Source organism: Caulobacter rhizosphaerae, from assembly GCF_010977555.1.
Lineage (GTDB): Bacteria > Pseudomonadota > Alphaproteobacteria > Caulobacterales > Caulobacteraceae > Caulobacter > Caulobacter rhizosphaerae.
Window position 1 is genome coordinate 3,822,807 of sequence record NZ_CP048815.1, and the last position, 15,438, is coordinate 3,838,244.

Here is a 15,438-nt window from a genome sequence, read left to right on the forward strand (position 1 = left end):
ATTGAAGACTCTCGCGCCTGAACGAGCCCGGGCGCCCTCGTTGTCCGGCGTTCATCCAGCGGCCGCCAAACCGCCCGGATTTCCCCTCTGGCCTTGGCGCTTCCGTTACGTCTACAGTCGGCCAAACGATTAGAACAAATGTTTGAAGGGAGAGGCCCAGGATGGCGCAGGCGAAGACGCCGAGCGGCGCGAAGCCGCCATTTTCGCAAGCCGGCGGACCGCCGCTGTATTCGAACGGCTACAAGGCCGCGGTGCTGGGGCTGCTGCTGGCCACCTACACCTTCAACTTCATCGACCGCACGATCATCGCCACCATCGGTCAGGCCATCAAGGTCGACCTCAAGCTGACCGACACCCAGCTGGGCCTGCTGGGCGGCCTGTACTTCGCCCTGCTCTACACCCTGCTGGGCATCCCGATCGCCCGGATGGCCGAGCGCTGGAACCGGGTGACGATCATCTCGGTGTCGCTGGTGATCTGGTCGGGCTTCACGGCCCTGTGCGGCAGCGCCTCCAGCTTCGCCCAACTGGCCCTCTACCGCTTCGGCGTCGGGGTCGGCGAGGCCGGCTGCTCGCCGCCCAGCCATTCGCTGATCAGCGACTATTACGAGCCCAAGAAGCGCGCCTCGGCCCTGTCGATCTATTCGTTCGGCATTCCCCTCGGCACGATGTTCGGGGCGGTGGCCGGCGGCTGGCTGGCCCAGGAGTTCAGCTGGCGCGTGGCCTTCGTGATCGTCGGCCTGCCCGGCATCCTGCTGGCCGTGCTGGTCAAGCTGGTCGTCAAGGAACCGCCGCGCGGCCATTCGGAGGTCAAGGAACGGCCCCTGGAAGCCGAGGACGTCGTCATCGAGCCGGCCAAGCCGCCGTTCTCGCTGGTCAACGAGTTCAAGGAACTGGGCGCGGTCATGGCCGTGCTGTTCGGCAAGTGGCCGGTGCTGCACATGATGCTGGGCGTGACCATCGCCTCGTTCGGCTCGTACGGCTCGGGGGCGTTCGTGCCGCCCTATTTCGTCCGCGGCTTCGGCCTGGGCCTGGCCCAGGTCGGCCTGATCGTCGGCCTGATCGGCGGCTTCTCGGCCGGGGTCGGAACCCTGGTCGGCGGCTTCCTGACCGACTGGTCGGGCAAGCGCAGCGCCAAGTGGTACGCCCTGGTGCCGGCCCTCGGTCTTTTGATCTGCACGCCGATCTACATCACCGCCTATCTGCAGACCGACTGGAAGATGCTGGCCCTGATCCTGCTGGTTCCGGGGATCTTCCACTATACCTACCTGGCCCCGACCTTCGGCGTCGTCCAGAACTCGGTCGAGCCGCGCCGCCGCGCCACCGCCACGGCCCTGCTGTTCTTCTTCCTCAACTTGATCGCCCTGGGCGGCGGGCCGTGGTTCACGGGCTGGCTGATCGACCATCTGGCCCAGTTCAACTTCAACCATCCGGGGTCGACCGGCATCTTCCACGCCCTAGGCGGCGCGTTCACCGAGCCCGGCGCGGCCAGCTTCACCGCCCAGTGCCCCGGCGGCCTGGCCCCCAAGGGCTCGCCCGCCGACCTGGCCGCGCTCTGCAAGGGCGCCATGGCCCGCTCGACGCAGCAGGGCATCATTGTCCTCCTGTGCTTCTACGCCTGGGCCGCCCTGCACTACGCCCTGGCCGCCATCGGCATGGTCAAGCACATGCGGGAGCGGGCGGCGGCCCAGGCTTAAGGCCGGGCTGGGGACAGGCGCATGCGCCTGTCCCCGATCGCGGACGCGGCTTCGCCGCCTCACGCGAAAACCGCTGAGCTTGGTGGGAAGGGTGCGAAGCGCCCGGGCCTCGCCCGGAGTAGCTTTGATGTTTTGTACCGTTTCGACGAAGACGAGCGCTTCGCGCAGCCGTTATCCGGAAGCCTTCGGGTCGCGGATTTTTAACCCGCTCCGATGGAGGCCCCCGACGGGCGGAGCATTGGCGTGCTCCGGACCGCATGGGCGATTTCAGCCCAGGCCTGTTGCGTCCGCCGGATCCTTCGTCGCCAGGGCTTCGTCCTGTGTTGCAAGGAACCTGCCCAAGACGCCCGAAGCGTCACTCAAGACCACCGACAAACGCTTCCCGCTCGACCACCCCCGAAGGCCGCATCGGTCGCCGTACGTGCGCCCTCCCCATGCCTTCAGGTGGGATCAGGATAAGGGCGGTCTGAAGGGGTGGGGATCAAATTGGGTCGAGAAAGTTCAAGGCGTTGAAATCGCGGGGCTTTGCTCGCAATAGGCCGAGCATAAGTCCTTTCCCTCCCCCTCGTGGGGAGGGTGGCCCTGGCAGCGCCAGGGTCGGGTGGGGGGCTGCTGAGTCAGCCAGCAAACCCACCGGACGCCCTGCACCGCTCCCCACCCGACCCGCTACGCGGGCCACCCTCCCCACAAGGGGGAGGGAAGCGCCATTCTGGAAACGCTCAGGCCTTCATCCCAAGTAATAATCCCCTTCCCTTGACTCCCCCGGCGGACGGGACCAAACGCCCGCCTCATGATCAGCCGCTATTCCCGCCCCGAAGCCGCCGCCATCTGGTCCAGCCAGACCAAGTACAAGATCTGGTTCGAGATCGAGGCCCACGCCGCCGACGCCATGGCCGAGCTGGGGGTGATCCCCAAGCTGGCCGCGCAGACGATCTGGGAAAAGGGCCGCGACGCGGTCTGGGACAGCGACCGCATCGACGAGATCGAGCGCGTCACCAAGCACGACGTCATCGCCTTCCTGACCCACGTGTCGGAAATCGTCGGCCCCGAGGCCCGCTTCCTGCACCAGGGCATGACCAGCAGCGACGTGTTGGACACCTGCTTCGCCGTGCAGCTCAGCAAGGCCACCGACCTGCTGCTGGAGGACGTCGACCTGATCCTGGCGGCCCTGAAGCGCCGGGCCCTGGAACACAAGATGACGGTGTGCGTGGGCCGCAGCCACGGCATCCACGCCGAGCCGATCACCTTCGGCCTGAAGCTGGCCGGCTACTACGCCGAGTTCCAGCGCGCCAAGGAGCGCCTGGCGATGGCGAAGTTCGAGATCGCCACCTGCGCGATCTCGGGCGCGGTCGGCACCTTCGCCAATGTCGACCCGCGGGTCGAGCAGCACGTGGCCGACAAGATGGGCCTGGCGGTCGAGCCGGTCTCGACCCAGGTGATCCCCCGCGACCGCCACGCGGCCTATTTCGCCGCCCTGGGCGTGGTCGCCTCGTCGGTCGAGCGCCTGGCGACCGAGATCCGTCACCTGCAGCGCACCGAGGTGCTGGAGGCCGAGGAGCCGTTCGATCCGGGCCAGAAGGGCTCGTCGGCCATGCCGCACAAGCGCAACCCGATCCTGACCGAGAACCTGACCGGCCTGGCCCGACTGGTCCGCTCGGCCGTGACCCCGGCGATGGAGAACGTCGCCCTCTGGCACGAGCGTGACATCAGCCACTCATCGGTCGAGCGCGGCATCGGCCCGGACGCCACCATCCACCTCGACTTCGCCCTGCGCCGCCTGGCCGGGGTGATCGAGCGCTTCAACATCTATCCCGACAACATGGCCAAGAACCTGGACAAGCTGGGCGGCCTGGTGTTCTCGCAGCGGGTGATGCTGGCCCTGACCCAGAAGGGCGTGTCGCGCGAGGACGCCTATGCCGCCGTGCAGGGCAACTCGATGAAGGTGTGGCGCGGCGAAGGCCGGTTCATCGACTTCCTGAAGGCCGACCCGGTCGTGTCGAAGGCCCTGTCGGACGCCGAGCTCGAGGAGCTGTTCGACTACGGCTACCACACCAAGAACGTCGACGTGATCTTCAAGCGGGTGTTCGGCGAGCAGGGCTGAGGGGGTCCTCGCTCCTACCTTTATATGATCGTCATCCCGGGCCTTGTGCCCGGGACCCCTGGTTCAGCTGATGGTGAAGCGCCTTGGCGCGCAGGCGCGCCACCCCTTTCGCACCTGCGGCGGACAGAGGGGTCCCGGGCACAAGGCCCGGGATGACGACCCTAATATGAAAGGGCGCGAAATCAGGACATCCGGCATGACCCGAAAATCCGGCTTTCCTCCCGTCGTCGACGCGAGCACCCGCGTGCTGATCCTGGGCAGCCTGCCCGGCGAGGCCTCGCTGGCCGCGCGGCAGTATTACGGCAATCCCAGGAACGCCTTCTGGCGGCTGATGGAGGGCGTGCTCGACACCCCGCTGATCGCCCTGGCCTATGAGGCGCGCCTGGCCGCCCTGCTGTCGCGCGGCGTCGGCCTATGGGACGTGATCGCCGAGGCCGAGCGGCCCGGCAGCCTCGACGCCGCCATCCGCGACCCGGCCGCCAACGACCTGGTCGCGCTGGTCGCCAGCCTGCCGAATCTGCGATTGGTCGCCTTCAATGGTGGGACCGCGGCCAGGCTGGGCGGGCGGCTGATCGGCGACCGCGCCGCCACCCTGGCCCTGCCCTCCTCCAGCCCCGCCCACGCGGCGCGGTCGTTCGAGCAGAAGGCGGCGCTCTGGAACGAACTGCGGGCTTACCTGCCTACCAGAGCCGGCTGACGGTCATCAGAGCTCCGCTTAGCGAGGTAAGTTAGCCAAGACGCGCGAAAGGCAAATCGGGACCGCGCCGCGACATTACAGGTTTTTCATCTGCGCCCCGCCCGGAACTAGGGCAGCATCGCCCGCTTCGAGGGGAGACCTTTCCTATGCGCCTGTTCCTGCTGGCCGCCGTTTCGGCGTTCGCCCTGTCAACAACCCTGCCCGCCGCGGCCCTCGCGGCCGATCCGCCGACCAAGGCGATGTACGGCGACTGGGGCGTCGACCTGACCGCCGGCGACAAGTCCGTCTCGCCGGGGGCCGACTTCGACAAGTACGCCAACGGCGCCTGGGCGGCGCGCACCAAGATCCCCGACGACCAGGCCTCGGCCGGGGTCGGCTACGACGTCTACAACCGCTCGCAGGACCAGCTGCGCACCCTGATCGAGACGGCCGAGCCGTCCACCCAGATCGGCGCGCTGTACAAGAGCTTCATCGACGAGGCCAAGGTCGAGGCGGTCGACGACAAGCCGCTGAAGGCGGACCTGGCGCGGATCGCCGCGATCAAGACCAAGGCCGACTTCGCCGTCGCCATGGGCCAGGCCCAGGGCGGGTTCGGCGGCGGCGTCTTCTCGCTGGACATCTATCCGGACGCCAAGAACCCGGAGGTCAACACCCTCTATGTCGGCCAGGCGGGCCTGGGCCTGCCCGACCGCGACTACTACCTGACCGACGGCTTCAAGCCGCAGCTGGCGGCCTATAAGGCCTTCGTCGAGCGGGCCCTGAAGATGGCCGGCTATCCGGACCCGGCAAAGAGCGCCGCCGACGTCGTGGCCTTCGAGACCAAGATCGCCCAGGCCAGCTGGCCGGTCGCCGACCGCCGCGACATCGACAAGACCTACAACCCGACCACCGCGGCCGAGCTGGCGACCTTCGCGCCCTTCCCCTGGACGCCTTACCTGGCCGCCGCCGGCATGCCGGGCCTGAGCAAGATGGTGCTGGGCGAGAAGACCGCCGTGCGCGACATCGCCAAGATCTATGACGAGACGCCGCTGGAGACTCTGAAAGCCTGGCAGACCTTCAACATCGTGGCCGAGACCTCGCCCTACCTGTCCAAGCGCTTCGTCGACAGCCGGTTCGAGTACACCAAGGTCCTCAGCGGCCAGTCGGCCCTGCGGCCCCGCTGGAAGCGCGGCGTGCAGCTGGTCGACGGCAGCCTGGGCGAGATGGTCGGCCAGACCTATGTCGCCAAGTACTTCCCGCCCAGCTCCAAGGCCCAGATGGTCGAGCTGATCGCCAACCTGAAGACGGCCATGGCGGCCCGGATCGAAAAGGCGCCGTGGATGAGCCCGGCGACCAAGGCCGAGGCCCTGACCAAGCTGAGCAAGATGCAGGTGATGGTCGGCTATCCCGACAAGTGGCGCGACTATTCGGGCCTGAAGCTGGACGCCGGCGACCTCTACGGCAATGTCGCGGCCAGCCGGCGCTTCGAGTGGGCCTATACGCTGAGCGACCTGGGCAAGCCGGTCGACCACGGCAAGTGGGGCATGACCCCGCAGACCGTCAACGCCTACAACGGCGGGCTGGAGAACAAGATCGTCTTCCCGGCCGGGATCCTGCAGGCTCCCTATTTCGACCCGGCGGCCGATCCGGCGGTGAACTACGGCGCGATCGGCGCGGTGATCGGCCACGAGATCAGCCACGGCTTCGACGACCAGGGCCGCAAGATCGACGCCACCGGCAAGCTGCGCGACTGGTGGACCGCCGAGGACGCCAAGCGCTTCGACGCCCAGGCCGACGTGCTGGGCAAGCAGTACGACGCCTACCAGCCGGTCCCCGGCGCCCACATCAACGGCAAGCTGACCATGGGCGAGAACATCGCCGACCTGGCCGGCCTGCAGGTGGCCCTGGACGCCTACCACGCCTCGCTGGGCGGCAAGCCGGCCCCGGTGCTCGGCGGGCTGACCGGCGACCAGCGCCTGTTCCTGGCCTTCGCCCAGTCGTGGCAGGAAAAGGCCCGCGACGATTCGCTGAAGCAGCAGATGGCGTCGGACCCGCATGCGCCGTCGTCGTTCCGCGTCGTCGGCCCCACCCGCAATGTCGACGCCTGGTACGACGCCTTCGGGGTCAAGCCCGGCGACGCCTACTACCTCGCGCCCGAGGCCCGCTCGCGGGTCTGGTGACGCGGAAAAGTCCGCGCCGCCCGATGGGGGCCGGGCGACGCGGGCCTACGCCTTGAAACGTCCGGATCAGGCGATGTGCTTGACCGGCACGTGCTCGACGTGGGTATTCAGGTAGTTGAACCCGCCCGAGCCGTTCCAGGTCTGGTCGACCGAGAGCGCGGCCGTGAACTTGACGAGGAACGAGCCGATAGCGGGCGGCGGCACGCTGTAGACGAACTCGCCGCTCAGCGAGACCAGCTGGTGGTTGGGGCCAAAACCGGTCTGATAGATCTGGCCGGTGACCGGGAAGCGATGGTTGCCGCCCAGCACCGCCTGGTTCACCTCGGCGATGCCGCTGACATGGCCCGAGGCCGCCTGGACGGTCAGGGCCAGGTTGACGATCGGCGCGCCGGGCGTGCCGACGTTGCCGACCACCGCCTTGACGAAATAGAGCCCGACCTTGTCGCCGGCCTTCTGGGTATGAAGGGTACCAACATCGTCAGCCATGGACGCATCCTCCTGTTGTGGGTCGACATAAGATCGCCCTTTGCGAGAGTGATACATCCGGGGCGCGATGACGCCTAAAGGAAACCTGAGCGAGCTTTCTCTTTTTCTATCTACCTATAGGCACAGATGATCCGTGGACCCCGTCTGGCCGTCGTGCGCCCCCTGAACGGACAAGGCCCGGCCGCGGTGCACCGCGCGGCCGGGCCTTGCACACTCATTAGAATTATTCGCGGCCACGGCCGCCGGGCCCTACTCGCCGGCGGCGATCTGGCCGCGGGCCAGGGCCAGCAACTCGTCCATCTTCCGGCGGACCTCGCCCTCGCTGACATTGACGCCCGAACCCTTCAGGTCGCCGGCGACCTTGCGCAGCACGTCCTCGTCGCCGGGCTGTTCGAAATCGGACTTCACGACGGCGCGGGCGTACTCCTCGACCGTCGCCAGGCCCATCAGCTCGGCCGCCCATTCGCCCAGCAGGCGATTGCGGCGCGCGGTCGCCTTGAATTCCTGTTCCTGCTCCAGCGCGAACTTGCGTTCGAAACCCTGTTCGCGGTCGTCGAAGGTGGTCATGAAAGCCCCAATAGTCTCTGAGCCGGCTGCATATCCTCTGGCGAGCCGCCGGGCAATCGTAAGCAACGCCGCAGCGGCGCCGATCCGCTCACAATCGCGCCGATCCGGCTGGAGCAAACCACGCGATACGGGAATTGCGCGGCTTGCTCCAGCTTTTTGCCTTCGCATCCCTTTGGCGGAAAACCGGCGTCCGCATTTCCGCGCCATGCTCCGGGCTGTTTGCGCCAAAGACCGCGTTCGGGTAGTTTCGGGACGACATTTTTCGTGAGCGGCCTTGAGTCGAACGCCGCGCGCAGCTATCCGCCGCGCGCGCTTTTCGTTTCTCCGGAGATTTTCCGGACCGGTTTCCGGACAGGGGCGCGCCCGCAACCAGAAGGGCCTCGACGAGAGCCATGACCACCCGCCGCAAGAAGATCTACGAAGGCAAGGCCAAGATCCTGTACGAGGGCCCCGAGCCGGGCACCCTCATCCAGTACTTCAAGGACGACGCCACCGCCTTCAACGCCCAGAAAAAGGCGGTCCTCGAGGGCAAGGGCGTGATCAACAACCGCATCAGCGAGTACATCATGACTCGCCTGAACGGCATCGGCGTGCAGAACCACTTCATCCGCCGTCTGAGCCTACGCGAGCAGCTGATCAAGGAAGTCGAGATCATCCCGCTCGAGGTGGTGGTGCGCAACATCGCCGCCGGCTCGATCGCCACGCGCCTGGGCCTGACCGAAGGCACCCCGCTGCCGCGCTCGATCATCGAGTTCTACTACAAGGACGACAAGCTGGGCGACCCGATGGTCTCCGAGGAGCACATCACCGCGTTCAACTGGGCCGCCACCCAGGAGATCGACGACATGATGGCCATGGCCCTGCGGGTGAACGACTATCTGTCGGGCCTGTTCAGCGGCGTGGGCATTACGCTGGTGGACTTCAAGATCGAGTTCGGCCGCGTCTACGAAGGCGACTTCAGCCGCGTGATCCTGGCCGACGAGATCAGCCCCGACAGCTGCCGGCTGTGGGACTCGGCCACCAACGAGAAGATGGACAAGGACCGGTTCCGTCGCGACCTGGGCAATGTCATCGAAAGCTATACCGAGGTGGCCCGCCGCCTCGGCATCATGAAGGAAATGCCCACCGTCATCCAAGGCGGCGTGCACTAGGTTGGGATCTCCTCCCCCGTGAAACGGGGGAGGTGGCGCGATGCGCAGCATCGTGACGGAGGGGGCGCACCGCCCGATCGCCGTGGACGGGACGCGCCCTCCACCGCTTCGCGGTCCCCCTCCCCCGTTACACGGGTGAGGAGAAGAAGTTGAAAGCCAAGGTTCAAGTGTTCCTCAAGCCCGGCGTCCTCGACGTCCAGGGCAAGGCCGTCGAAGCCGCCCTGCACGGCCTGGGCTGGGCCGACGTGTCGGGCGTGCGGGTGGGCCGCACCATCGAGTTCGACCTCACCGAGACTGACGCCGCCAAGGCCGAGGCCGAGGTCAAGGCCATGTGTGACAAGCTGCTGGCCAACACGGTCATCGAAAGCTACCGCGTCGAGATCGCCTAGCCGGATCGATATTCGGCTCCTGGAGCCGAAAACCTCGTCCTTCGACAAGCTCAGGATGAGGTTTTCTACCGGCTAGGCCTGTAAATGGTCCTCATCCTGAGCCCGTCGAAGGACGAGGACCATGCACGGCCTTTGAAGGTCGACCCGTCTGGGGACGCCCCCCTCCGAAGCGCCCTCCTCCGGAAGCGGCGCTTTTTCTTTGCGCAGCGTCTTCCGCTCCCGCTTGGCCGCCCCATGTTCGGTGAAATCGGAGGAAATCCATGAGCGCGAAGTTTCACCTGGCCCAGGTCAATATCGGTCGCCTGCGCGCGCCGATCGACCACCCGATGATCAAGGACTTCGCCGACAATCTCGACCCGATCAACGCCCTGGCCGAGGCTTCGCCCGGCTTCGTCTGGCGCCTGACCGGCGACGGCAACAACGCCACCGACCTGCAGCCGTTCGACGACGCCCTGGTCGCCATCAACATGTCGGTCTGGACCGACATCCCGTCCCTGGGCGCCTACGTCTATCGCAGCGGCCACGTGCAGTTCATGCGCCGCCGCCGCGAATGGTTCGAGCACATGGACCTCTACATGGTGCTGTGGTGGGTCCCGGCCGGTCACCGTCCGACCATCGAGGAAGCCAAGGCCAAGCTGGCCCTGCTGGAAGCTCATGGCCCGACGCCGGAAGCCTTCACGTTCAAGATCCCCTTCCCCGCGCCCGACGAGGCCAGCGTGGAGCCGGTGCTGGACGAGTGCGCGTAGGGGCCGCGCGAAGAGCCCCCTCCGGCCCTTCGGGCCACCTCCCCCAGAGGGGGAGGATCTACGCCGCGCCAGATGCTCCCCTCTGGGGGAGCTGTCGCGAAGCGACTGAGGGGGTCTTTCCGCGCTGACAACCCCCGCGAACGGTGCTACAGGCCCGCGCCATGAAAGCCGCCGTCGTCGTCTTCCCCGGTTCCAATTGCGATCGTGACTGCAAGGTCGCCATCGAGCGCTCCGCCGGAGCCCGCGTCGAGATGGTCTGGCACCAGGAGACGGCCCTGCCGGAAGACCTGGACCTGATCGTCCTGCCCGGCGGCTTCTCCTATGGCGACTATCTGCGCTGCGGGGCCATGGCCGCCCAGAGCCCGGTGATGCGCGAAGTGATCAAGGCCGCCGACGACGGCGTCGCGGTGGTGGGCATCTGCAACGGCTTCCAGGTGCTGTGCGAGGCGGGCCTGCTGCCCGGCGCCCTGCTGCGCAACGAGAAGCTGAAATATATCTGCAAGCCGGTGGCCCTGGACGTGGTCAACAGCCAGACCCGCTTCACCGCCAGTTTCGGCGAGCAGCGCTCGGCCGTCATGACGGTCGGCAATGGTGAAGGCAACTTCTTCGCCGACGAGCAGACCCTGGACCGCATCGAGGGCGAGGGCCAGGTGGTGTTCCGCTACCAGGACAATCCCAACGGCTCGGCCCGCGACATCGCCGGCGTCATGAACGCCAAGGGCAACGTGCTGGGCCTGATGCCCCACCCCGACCGCTCGTTCGACCCCGACCTGGGCTCGGAAGACGGCGCCCTGCTGTTCCGCAGCATCTTCGCCTCGGCCTGATCTAGAGCGGATCGGCCTTCAAGGCCGTGCGTGGTCCTCGTCCTTCGACAAGCTCAGGATGAGGACCTTTAGAGGCCCAGGGCGCAGAAAACCTCATCCTGAGCTTGTCGAAGGACGAGGTTTTCGCCCCCAGAGCTGAACGTCGATCCAGGCTACGGCTTCGGCGCAACCAGCGTCCATTCGCCGTTCTTGCGAACGACCTTGGTCGTCCGCCAGGCCGACGGCGGCAGTTCGCCGGCCAACAGTTCGCCGTTCTTGTCGCGGTACTTCGGCGACAGCACCTTCAGCTGCAGCACCTCGTCGCTGAGCCAGACCGGGTCGCAGGCGTAGTCGGCGTCGATCGCCTGGCTTTCGAACCGGCCATCCTTGTAATCGACGATCTCTATGCCGTTGAACTCGTTGATCAGGCTGTCGTCGCCGACCACCGCGATCGCCTTGCCGCTCGGCGAGGCCAGCGGCGGGCCGCCCATCTCGATCGACTGGCCGCTGCGCGGGTCGATCAGCCGCCAGGCCAGGTCCTCGTAGCGCAGCACGAACACCACCTCGAGGCCAGATCGCGCCCAGCCGCCCAGATATTCGAACTCCTCGCCACCATCGCCGTCGCCGTCGACCATCCTGGTCTTCAGCCGCACCTTGCCCAGCGTCAGCACCTTGCCGCTGCGCTTGACCCGTCCCTGCGAGGCCGCGATGGCCTTGGCCTCCTGCCCCGGCACGCCGACGGTCAGCCCTTCCCCGGCGTTCTCGCCGCCATGGCAGCGCCGATGGGCGTAGTTGTCGCGAAGATCCAGGTCCGGCGCGGCGGTCGCGGGCTGGGCGGCCAGGGCGGACACCAGGGCGACGCCCGCCAGAAAAACGCTACGCATGAAACACCCACCGACTCGCCGATCAGCGGGCAAGGGAGCACGCGGCCGTCGCCGGCTCAAGTCGCCGCGCCGACCGGTGTTACACTATAGCGCCCCTCGAAAACCGCTCCTAAGGTGCGCTCAACCCTTGGGGAGCTTTTCGATGAGTCTCGCATCCGCCTTCCGCGCCGGCCTGCTGGCCGCCGCCGCCCTGACCGCCTTCGCCACCGCCGGCTCTCTTCAGGCTTGGGCCCAGACCCCGGCCCTCACCCCGGACATCGACGGCAAGTACGTCGCGCCCAAGGTCGGCTACGACTACGACAAGCGCGTGGTGATGATCCCGACGCGCGACGGGACCAAGCTCTACACCGTGATCGTCGTGCCCAAGGGCGCCAGGAACGCGCCGATCCTGCTGACCCGCACGCCCTACAACGCCGCCAAGCGCACCGCGCGCAACGACAGCCCGTCGATGCTGGCCACCCTGTCCCAGGGCGACGAGGTGTTCGTCAAGGACGGCTATATCCGGGTCATCCAGGACATCCGCGGCAAGTACGGCTCGGAGGGCGACTATGTGATGACCCGCCCGCTGAAGGGGCCGCTGAACAACAGCGAGGTCGACCACGCCACCGACGCCTACGACACCATCGAGTGGCTGACCAGGAACGTGCCCGAGAGCAACGGCAAGGTTGGCATGCTGGGGTCGTCCTACGAGGGCTTCACCGTGGTCATGGCCCTGGTGAACCCGCATCCGGCCCTGAAGGTGGCCGCGCCGATGAGCCCGATGGTCGACGGCTGGATGGGCGACGACTGGTTCCACTTCGGCGCCTTCCGGCAGGTGAACTTCGACTACTTCACCGGCCAGACCACCAAGCGCGGCGCCGGCGACGACATCGTGCGCCGCAGCCCCGACGACTACGAGAACTTCCGCCGGGCCGGTTCGGCTGGAGACTACGCCAAGGCCAACGGGCTGGACGTGCTGCCCTGGTGGAAGAAGCTGACCGAGAACGCCGCCTACACGCCGTTCTGGAGCCAGCAGGCGCTGGACAAGACCATGGCCGAGCAGCCGCTGAAGGTGCCGACCATGTGGATCCAGGGCCTGTGGGACCAGGAGGACATGTGGGGCGCGGTGCACGCCTACGCCGCCACCGAGCCCAAGGACACGGCCAACGACAAGAGCTACCTGGTGCTGGGTCCCTGGCGGCACAGCCAGGTGAACTATGACGGCTCCAGCCTGGGCGCGTTCAAGTGGGACGGCGACACCGCCCTGCAGTTCCGCCGCGACGTGCTGCTGCCGTTCTTCAACCAGTACCTGAAGGACGGCGCGCCCAAGGCCGACACCCCGCCGGTGCTGATCTACGACCCCGGCCAGAACCGCTGGGACCGCTACAAGAGCTGGCCGCAGGGTGGCGACAAACCCCTGTACCTGACCGAGAAGGGCGGCCTGTCGTTCAGCGCCCCAGCCCCGGCCAAGGGCGCGGCGGCCTATGACGAATATGTCTCCGACCCGGCCAAGCCCGTGCCCTACATCCCGCGGCCGATGAAGTTCGGCGACCGCGACCGCTGGACGCCCTGGCTGCTGACCGACCAGCGCGCCGTGGCCGACCGTACCGACGTGCTGAGCTACGTCTCCGAGCCCCTGACCGCGCCGCTGAAGATCGCCGGCGTGCCCAAGGTCAACCTGACGGCCTCGACCAGCGGCACGGACAGCGACTGGGTGGTCAAGCTGATCGACGTCTTCCCCGACGAGGTTCCCAGCCAGCCTGAGCTGGGCGGCTATCAGCTGGCCGTCGGCATGGACATCTTCCGGGGCCGCTACCGCGAGAGCTTCAGCGCGCCCAAGGCGCTCAAGCCCAACACGCCGCTGAAATACCAGTTCATCCTGCCGACCGCGAACTACACCTTCCAGCCGGGCCACCGGATCATGGTCCAGGTGCAGTCCAGCTGGTTCCCGCTCTATGACCGCAACCCGCAGACCTTCACGCCCAACATCTTCTTCGCCAAACCCGGCGACTATGTGAAGGCGACGCAGCGGGTCTACCACGCGGGCGACACAGCCAGCTTCATTGAGCTGCCGGTGGTGCAGTAACAGCAAAACCCTCCCCCTGTGGGGGAGGCGGCCGAAGGCCGGTGGGGGGAGCCTTCGGATCATCGATCCCGGGTGCGGCGCCTGCCGATCACTCCCCCTCCGTCGGCTTCGCCGACACCTCCCCCATAGGGGGAGGATCTAAGAAAAGGGGCCGGCGGTAAACCGCCGGCCCCTCATTCACATTCACGGAGCGGTCTTCTTCAGCGTTGCTGCTGATCCTTCTGGTTGGCCTGGCCGCCGGGATTGCGGCCCTGCTCGTTCTGGCGGTCGCGGTCGCCCTGCTGCTGCTGCTGGCCCGGGGACTGTCGCTGCGGGTCGTTCTGCTGCTGTTGCGGGCCGCGGGTTTTGTTGTCACCCATGAGCTTTCTCCTTGGACAGCGCGCCGATCGCGCACGGAGAAGAAAACGGCTCGGGAGTCCGCCCGTTCCTAGCGCCAAGCTGCCTTAGTTCCGGCTTAGCTTTTGAATCTTCACCGGATTTTCCAGAATTTGGCCTTTCATGTAGGGATCGTCGGCCTTGCTGAGCGTGGGGGCGTCGTGGATCCTGCGGACCACGTCCATCCCCTCGACCACCTTGCCGAAAGCCGCGAAGCCCTGGCCGTCCTTGTTACGGGCCCCGCCGAAGTCCAGGGCCGGGTTGTCGCCCAGGCAGATGAAGAACTCCGACCCCGCCGTGCCCGGCTTGTCCCGCGCCATCGAGATCACCCCGTCGGTGTGCCCGATCCCCGTGACCTTGGTGGTCTCGTGGGCGATGGCGGGCAGCGGGCTGTCGTCGCGGTTCAGCCCGCCCTGGATGACGCTGATGGTGGCCGGGTTGTTGTCGTTCTTCGGCGAGACGGTCCGGTAGAAGGTCCCGCCGTCCAGCAAATGCCGGTCCGCATAGGCCAGGAAGTTGGCCACGGTGACCGGCGCCTTGTCTGGATAGAGCTCGATGACGATCGGGCCCAGATCCGTGACCATCCGCACCCGGACGGGGCCCGCGCCGGCGGCGGTCAGCGGCAGGGCGGCGGCGAGCGCGAGCAGGTGGCGGCGGGAGATCATGGGGCGGCTCGCTTCACGTCAGTGTGGATGAAGTCATTTCCCTTGAACAGCAGGGGTTCGTCCAGAGACTTGGCCAGGGCGTAGCTGAAGCTGTCGCCATAGTTCAGATCGGCGTCGTGGCGGCTCTTTCCATAGACCCGCCGCGCCTCGGCGGCGGCGTAGGCCTGCTCGGCCGTCACCGCGACGATCTCGATCCTCAGTTGGGCAAGGTCGCGGTTCAGCAAGGCGATTCCGGTCAAAGCGCTGGTCCGGCGCATATAGACCTCCGCCGCCTCGACATAGGACGCCGCCGACATCAGCCTACGCTTGGCGCGCAACAGCAGGACGTAGAAGGCGTCGCGTTCCGGTTCGCGCAGGGCGATGGCCAGCAGGGCGGACGTGTCGACGATCATCCGATCGGCTGACCGTGCTCGTCATAGAGCTCAGCCTCGATCTCGCGCCAATCGCGAGGGTCGAGGATTGGGCGTGCGTCCAGCTCGGCGAAGAACGCCTGCTTGGTCGCCTCTTCGGCCTCCGACAGAGCATAGGGCTCGGAAAGCCGGGCGACCTTTTCGACCAGAGCCTGATGAATCGCTTCGGTCAAACTTTCGCCCGTGGCGTCCGCGACCTGGCGAGCCAGCGCCTCGGTCTCCGCGCGCTTGATGCTGATGCCCATT

16 protein-coding genes are annotated in these 15,438 nt (G+C 66.9%); 9 read left to right on the plus strand and 7 right to left on the minus strand.

The window, feature by feature from the left end; all coding sequences use genetic code 11:
* The first annotated feature begins 161 nt into the window (after positions 1–161).
* From G3M57_RS17530 to G3M57_RS17545, 4 genes are all read left to right on the plus strand, one after another.
* The gene (locus G3M57_RS17530) at positions 162–1,694 is read left to right on the plus strand and encodes a spinster family MFS transporter (RefSeq protein WP_163232002.1); all 1,533 of its coding nucleotides are present in this window, start codon (positions 162–164) and stop codon (positions 1,692–1,694) included.
* 790 nt (positions 1,695–2,484) lie between these two features.
* Positions 2,485–3,795 (plus strand): adenylosuccinate lyase, encoded by a 1,311-nt coding sequence (gene purB / locus G3M57_RS17535; protein WP_163232004.1) that lies wholly within the window; start codon positions 2,485–2,487, stop codon positions 3,793–3,795.
* Between the two features lie 196 nt (positions 3,796–3,991).
* On the plus strand, positions 3,992–4,492 hold the full coding sequence (locus G3M57_RS17540; protein ID WP_163232006.1) for a DNA-deoxyinosine glycosylase: 501 nt from the start codon (positions 3,992–3,994) through the stop codon (positions 4,490–4,492).
* A gap of 146 nt (positions 4,493–4,638) precedes the next feature.
* Entirely contained in the window at positions 4,639–6,651 is a 2,013-nt protein-coding gene (locus G3M57_RS17545; RefSeq protein ID WP_056756324.1) for a M13 family metallopeptidase, read from the plus strand.
* Between the two features lie 66 nt (positions 6,652–6,717).
* Here the strand turns inward: G3M57_RS17545 and G3M57_RS17550 are convergent, their stop codons facing one another.
* Both G3M57_RS17550 and G3M57_RS17555 read right to left on the minus strand, forming a co-directional pair.
* Positions 6,718–7,137, minus strand: coding sequence for a DUF1842 domain-containing protein (locus G3M57_RS17550; RefSeq protein WP_056756328.1), 420 nt, complete (start codon positions 7,135–7,137; stop codon positions 6,718–6,720).
* A gap of 249 nt (positions 7,138–7,386) precedes the next feature.
* Positions 7,387–7,704 (minus strand): DUF1476 domain-containing protein, encoded by a 318-nt coding sequence (locus G3M57_RS17555; protein ID WP_012287466.1) that lies wholly within the window; start codon positions 7,702–7,704, stop codon positions 7,387–7,389.
* 392 nt (positions 7,705–8,096) lie between these two features.
* Here G3M57_RS17555 and purC point away from each other — a divergent pair, with 392 nt between their 5' ends.
* From purC to purQ, 4 genes are all read left to right on the plus strand, one after another.
* On the plus strand, positions 8,097–8,855 hold the full coding sequence (gene purC / locus G3M57_RS17560) for a phosphoribosylaminoimidazolesuccinocarboxamide synthase (protein WP_035070989.1): 759 nt from the start codon (positions 8,097–8,099) through the stop codon (positions 8,853–8,855).
* A 149-nt stretch (positions 8,856–9,004) separates the two neighbouring features.
* The gene (purS, locus tag G3M57_RS17565; RefSeq protein WP_035070991.1) at positions 9,005–9,244 is read left to right on the plus strand and encodes a phosphoribosylformylglycinamidine synthase subunit PurS; all 240 of its coding nucleotides are present in this window, start codon (positions 9,005–9,007) and stop codon (positions 9,242–9,244) included.
* Between the two features lie 260 nt (positions 9,245–9,504).
* Entirely contained in the window at positions 9,505–9,990 is a 486-nt protein-coding gene (locus G3M57_RS17570) for a DUF3291 domain-containing protein (RefSeq protein WP_163232008.1), read from the plus strand.
* Positions 9,991–10,151: 161 nt separating this feature from the next.
* On the plus strand, positions 10,152–10,814 hold the full coding sequence (purQ, locus tag G3M57_RS17575; RefSeq protein WP_056756340.1) for a phosphoribosylformylglycinamidine synthase subunit PurQ: 663 nt from the start codon (positions 10,152–10,154) through the stop codon (positions 10,812–10,814).
* 152 nt (positions 10,815–10,966) lie between these two features.
* Here purQ and G3M57_RS17580 read toward each other — a convergent pair whose 3' ends face one another.
* Positions 10,967–11,677 (minus strand): hypothetical protein, encoded by a 711-nt coding sequence (locus G3M57_RS17580; protein WP_163232010.1) that lies wholly within the window; start codon positions 11,675–11,677, stop codon positions 10,967–10,969.
* A gap of 142 nt (positions 11,678–11,819) precedes the next feature.
* Here G3M57_RS17580 and G3M57_RS17585 point away from each other — a divergent pair, with 142 nt between their 5' ends.
* Positions 11,820–13,742, plus strand: coding sequence for a CocE/NonD family hydrolase (locus tag G3M57_RS17585; protein WP_163232012.1), 1,923 nt, complete (start codon positions 11,820–11,822; stop codon positions 13,740–13,742).
* 200 nt (positions 13,743–13,942) lie between these two features.
* Here the strand turns inward: G3M57_RS17585 and G3M57_RS17590 are convergent, their stop codons facing one another.
* From G3M57_RS17590 to G3M57_RS17605, 4 genes are all read right to left on the minus strand, one after another.
* On the minus strand, positions 13,943–14,101 hold the full coding sequence (locus G3M57_RS17590) for a hypothetical protein (protein WP_163232014.1): 159 nt from the start codon (positions 14,099–14,101) through the stop codon (positions 13,943–13,945).
* A gap of 84 nt (positions 14,102–14,185) precedes the next feature.
* Positions 14,186–14,782 carry a peptidylprolyl isomerase gene (locus G3M57_RS17595; protein ID WP_163232016.1) on the minus strand — a complete coding sequence of 199 codons (597 nt, stop codon included), beginning with the start codon at positions 14,780–14,782 and terminating at the stop codon, positions 14,186–14,188.
* Positions 14,779–15,174, minus strand: coding sequence for a type II toxin-antitoxin system VapC family toxin (locus tag G3M57_RS17600; protein WP_056756352.1), 396 nt, complete (start codon positions 15,172–15,174; stop codon positions 14,779–14,781). The genes G3M57_RS17595 and G3M57_RS17600 overlap by 4 nt, the downstream gene beginning before the upstream one ends.
* Positions 15,171–15,437 carry a type II toxin-antitoxin system VapB family antitoxin gene (locus G3M57_RS17605; RefSeq protein WP_056756354.1) on the minus strand — a complete coding sequence of 89 codons (267 nt, stop codon included), beginning with the start codon at positions 15,435–15,437 and terminating at the stop codon, positions 15,171–15,173. The genes G3M57_RS17600 and G3M57_RS17605 overlap by 4 nt, the downstream gene beginning before the upstream one ends.
* Position 15,438 lies beyond the last annotated feature (1 nt).

What these genes read in the sequence shown, in the direction of transcription:
- G3M57_RS17585 (WP_163232012.1), top strand. Translation starts at nt 11,820, where the DNA reads ATGAGTCTCGCATCCGCCTTCCGCGCCGGCCTGCTGGCCGCCGCCGCC.
- G3M57_RS17545 (WP_056756324.1), top strand. Translation starts at nt 4,639, where the DNA reads ATGCGCCTGTTCCTGCTGGCCGCCGTTTCGGCGTTCGCCCTGTCAACA.
- G3M57_RS17595 (WP_163232016.1), bottom strand. Translation starts at nt 14,782, where the DNA reads ATGATCTCCCGCCGCCACCTGCTCGCGCTCGCCGCCGCCCTGCCGCTG.
- G3M57_RS17580 (WP_163232010.1), bottom strand. Translation starts at nt 11,677, where the DNA reads ATGCGTAGCGTTTTTCTGGCGGGCGTCGCCCTGGTGTCCGCCCTGGCC.
- G3M57_RS17530 (WP_163232002.1), top strand. Translation starts at nt 162, where the DNA reads ATGGCGCAGGCGAAGACGCCGAGCGGCGCGAAGCCGCCATTTTCGCAA.
- purB (WP_163232004.1), top strand. Translation starts at nt 2,485, where the DNA reads ATGATCAGCCGCTATTCCCGCCCCGAAGCCGCCGCCATCTGGTCCAGC.
- G3M57_RS17540 (WP_163232006.1), top strand. Translation starts at nt 3,992, where the DNA reads ATGACCCGAAAATCCGGCTTTCCTCCCGTCGTCGACGCGAGCACCCGC.
- G3M57_RS17570 (WP_163232008.1), top strand. Translation starts at nt 9,505, where the DNA reads ATGAGCGCGAAGTTTCACCTGGCCCAGGTCAATATCGGTCGCCTGCGC.
- G3M57_RS17600 (WP_056756352.1), bottom strand. Translation starts at nt 15,174, where the DNA reads ATGATCGTCGACACGTCCGCCCTGCTGGCCATCGCCCTGCGCGAACCG.
- purQ (WP_056756340.1), top strand. Translation starts at nt 10,152, where the DNA reads ATGAAAGCCGCCGTCGTCGTCTTCCCCGGTTCCAATTGCGATCGTGAC.
- purC (WP_035070989.1), top strand. Translation starts at nt 8,097, where the DNA reads ATGACCACCCGCCGCAAGAAGATCTACGAAGGCAAGGCCAAGATCCTG.
- G3M57_RS17590 (WP_163232014.1), bottom strand. Translation starts at nt 14,101, where the DNA reads ATGGGTGACAACAAAACCCGCGGCCCGCAACAGCAGCAGAACGACCCG.
- G3M57_RS17555 (WP_012287466.1), bottom strand. Translation starts at nt 7,704, where the DNA reads ATGACCACCTTCGACGACCGCGAACAGGGTTTCGAACGCAAGTTCGCG.
- G3M57_RS17550 (WP_056756328.1), bottom strand. Translation starts at nt 7,137, where the DNA reads ATGGCTGACGATGTTGGTACCCTTCATACCCAGAAGGCCGGCGACAAG.
- G3M57_RS17605 (WP_056756354.1), bottom strand. Translation starts at nt 15,437, where the DNA reads ATGGGCATCAGCATCAAGCGCGCGGAGACCGAGGCGCTGGCTCGCCAG.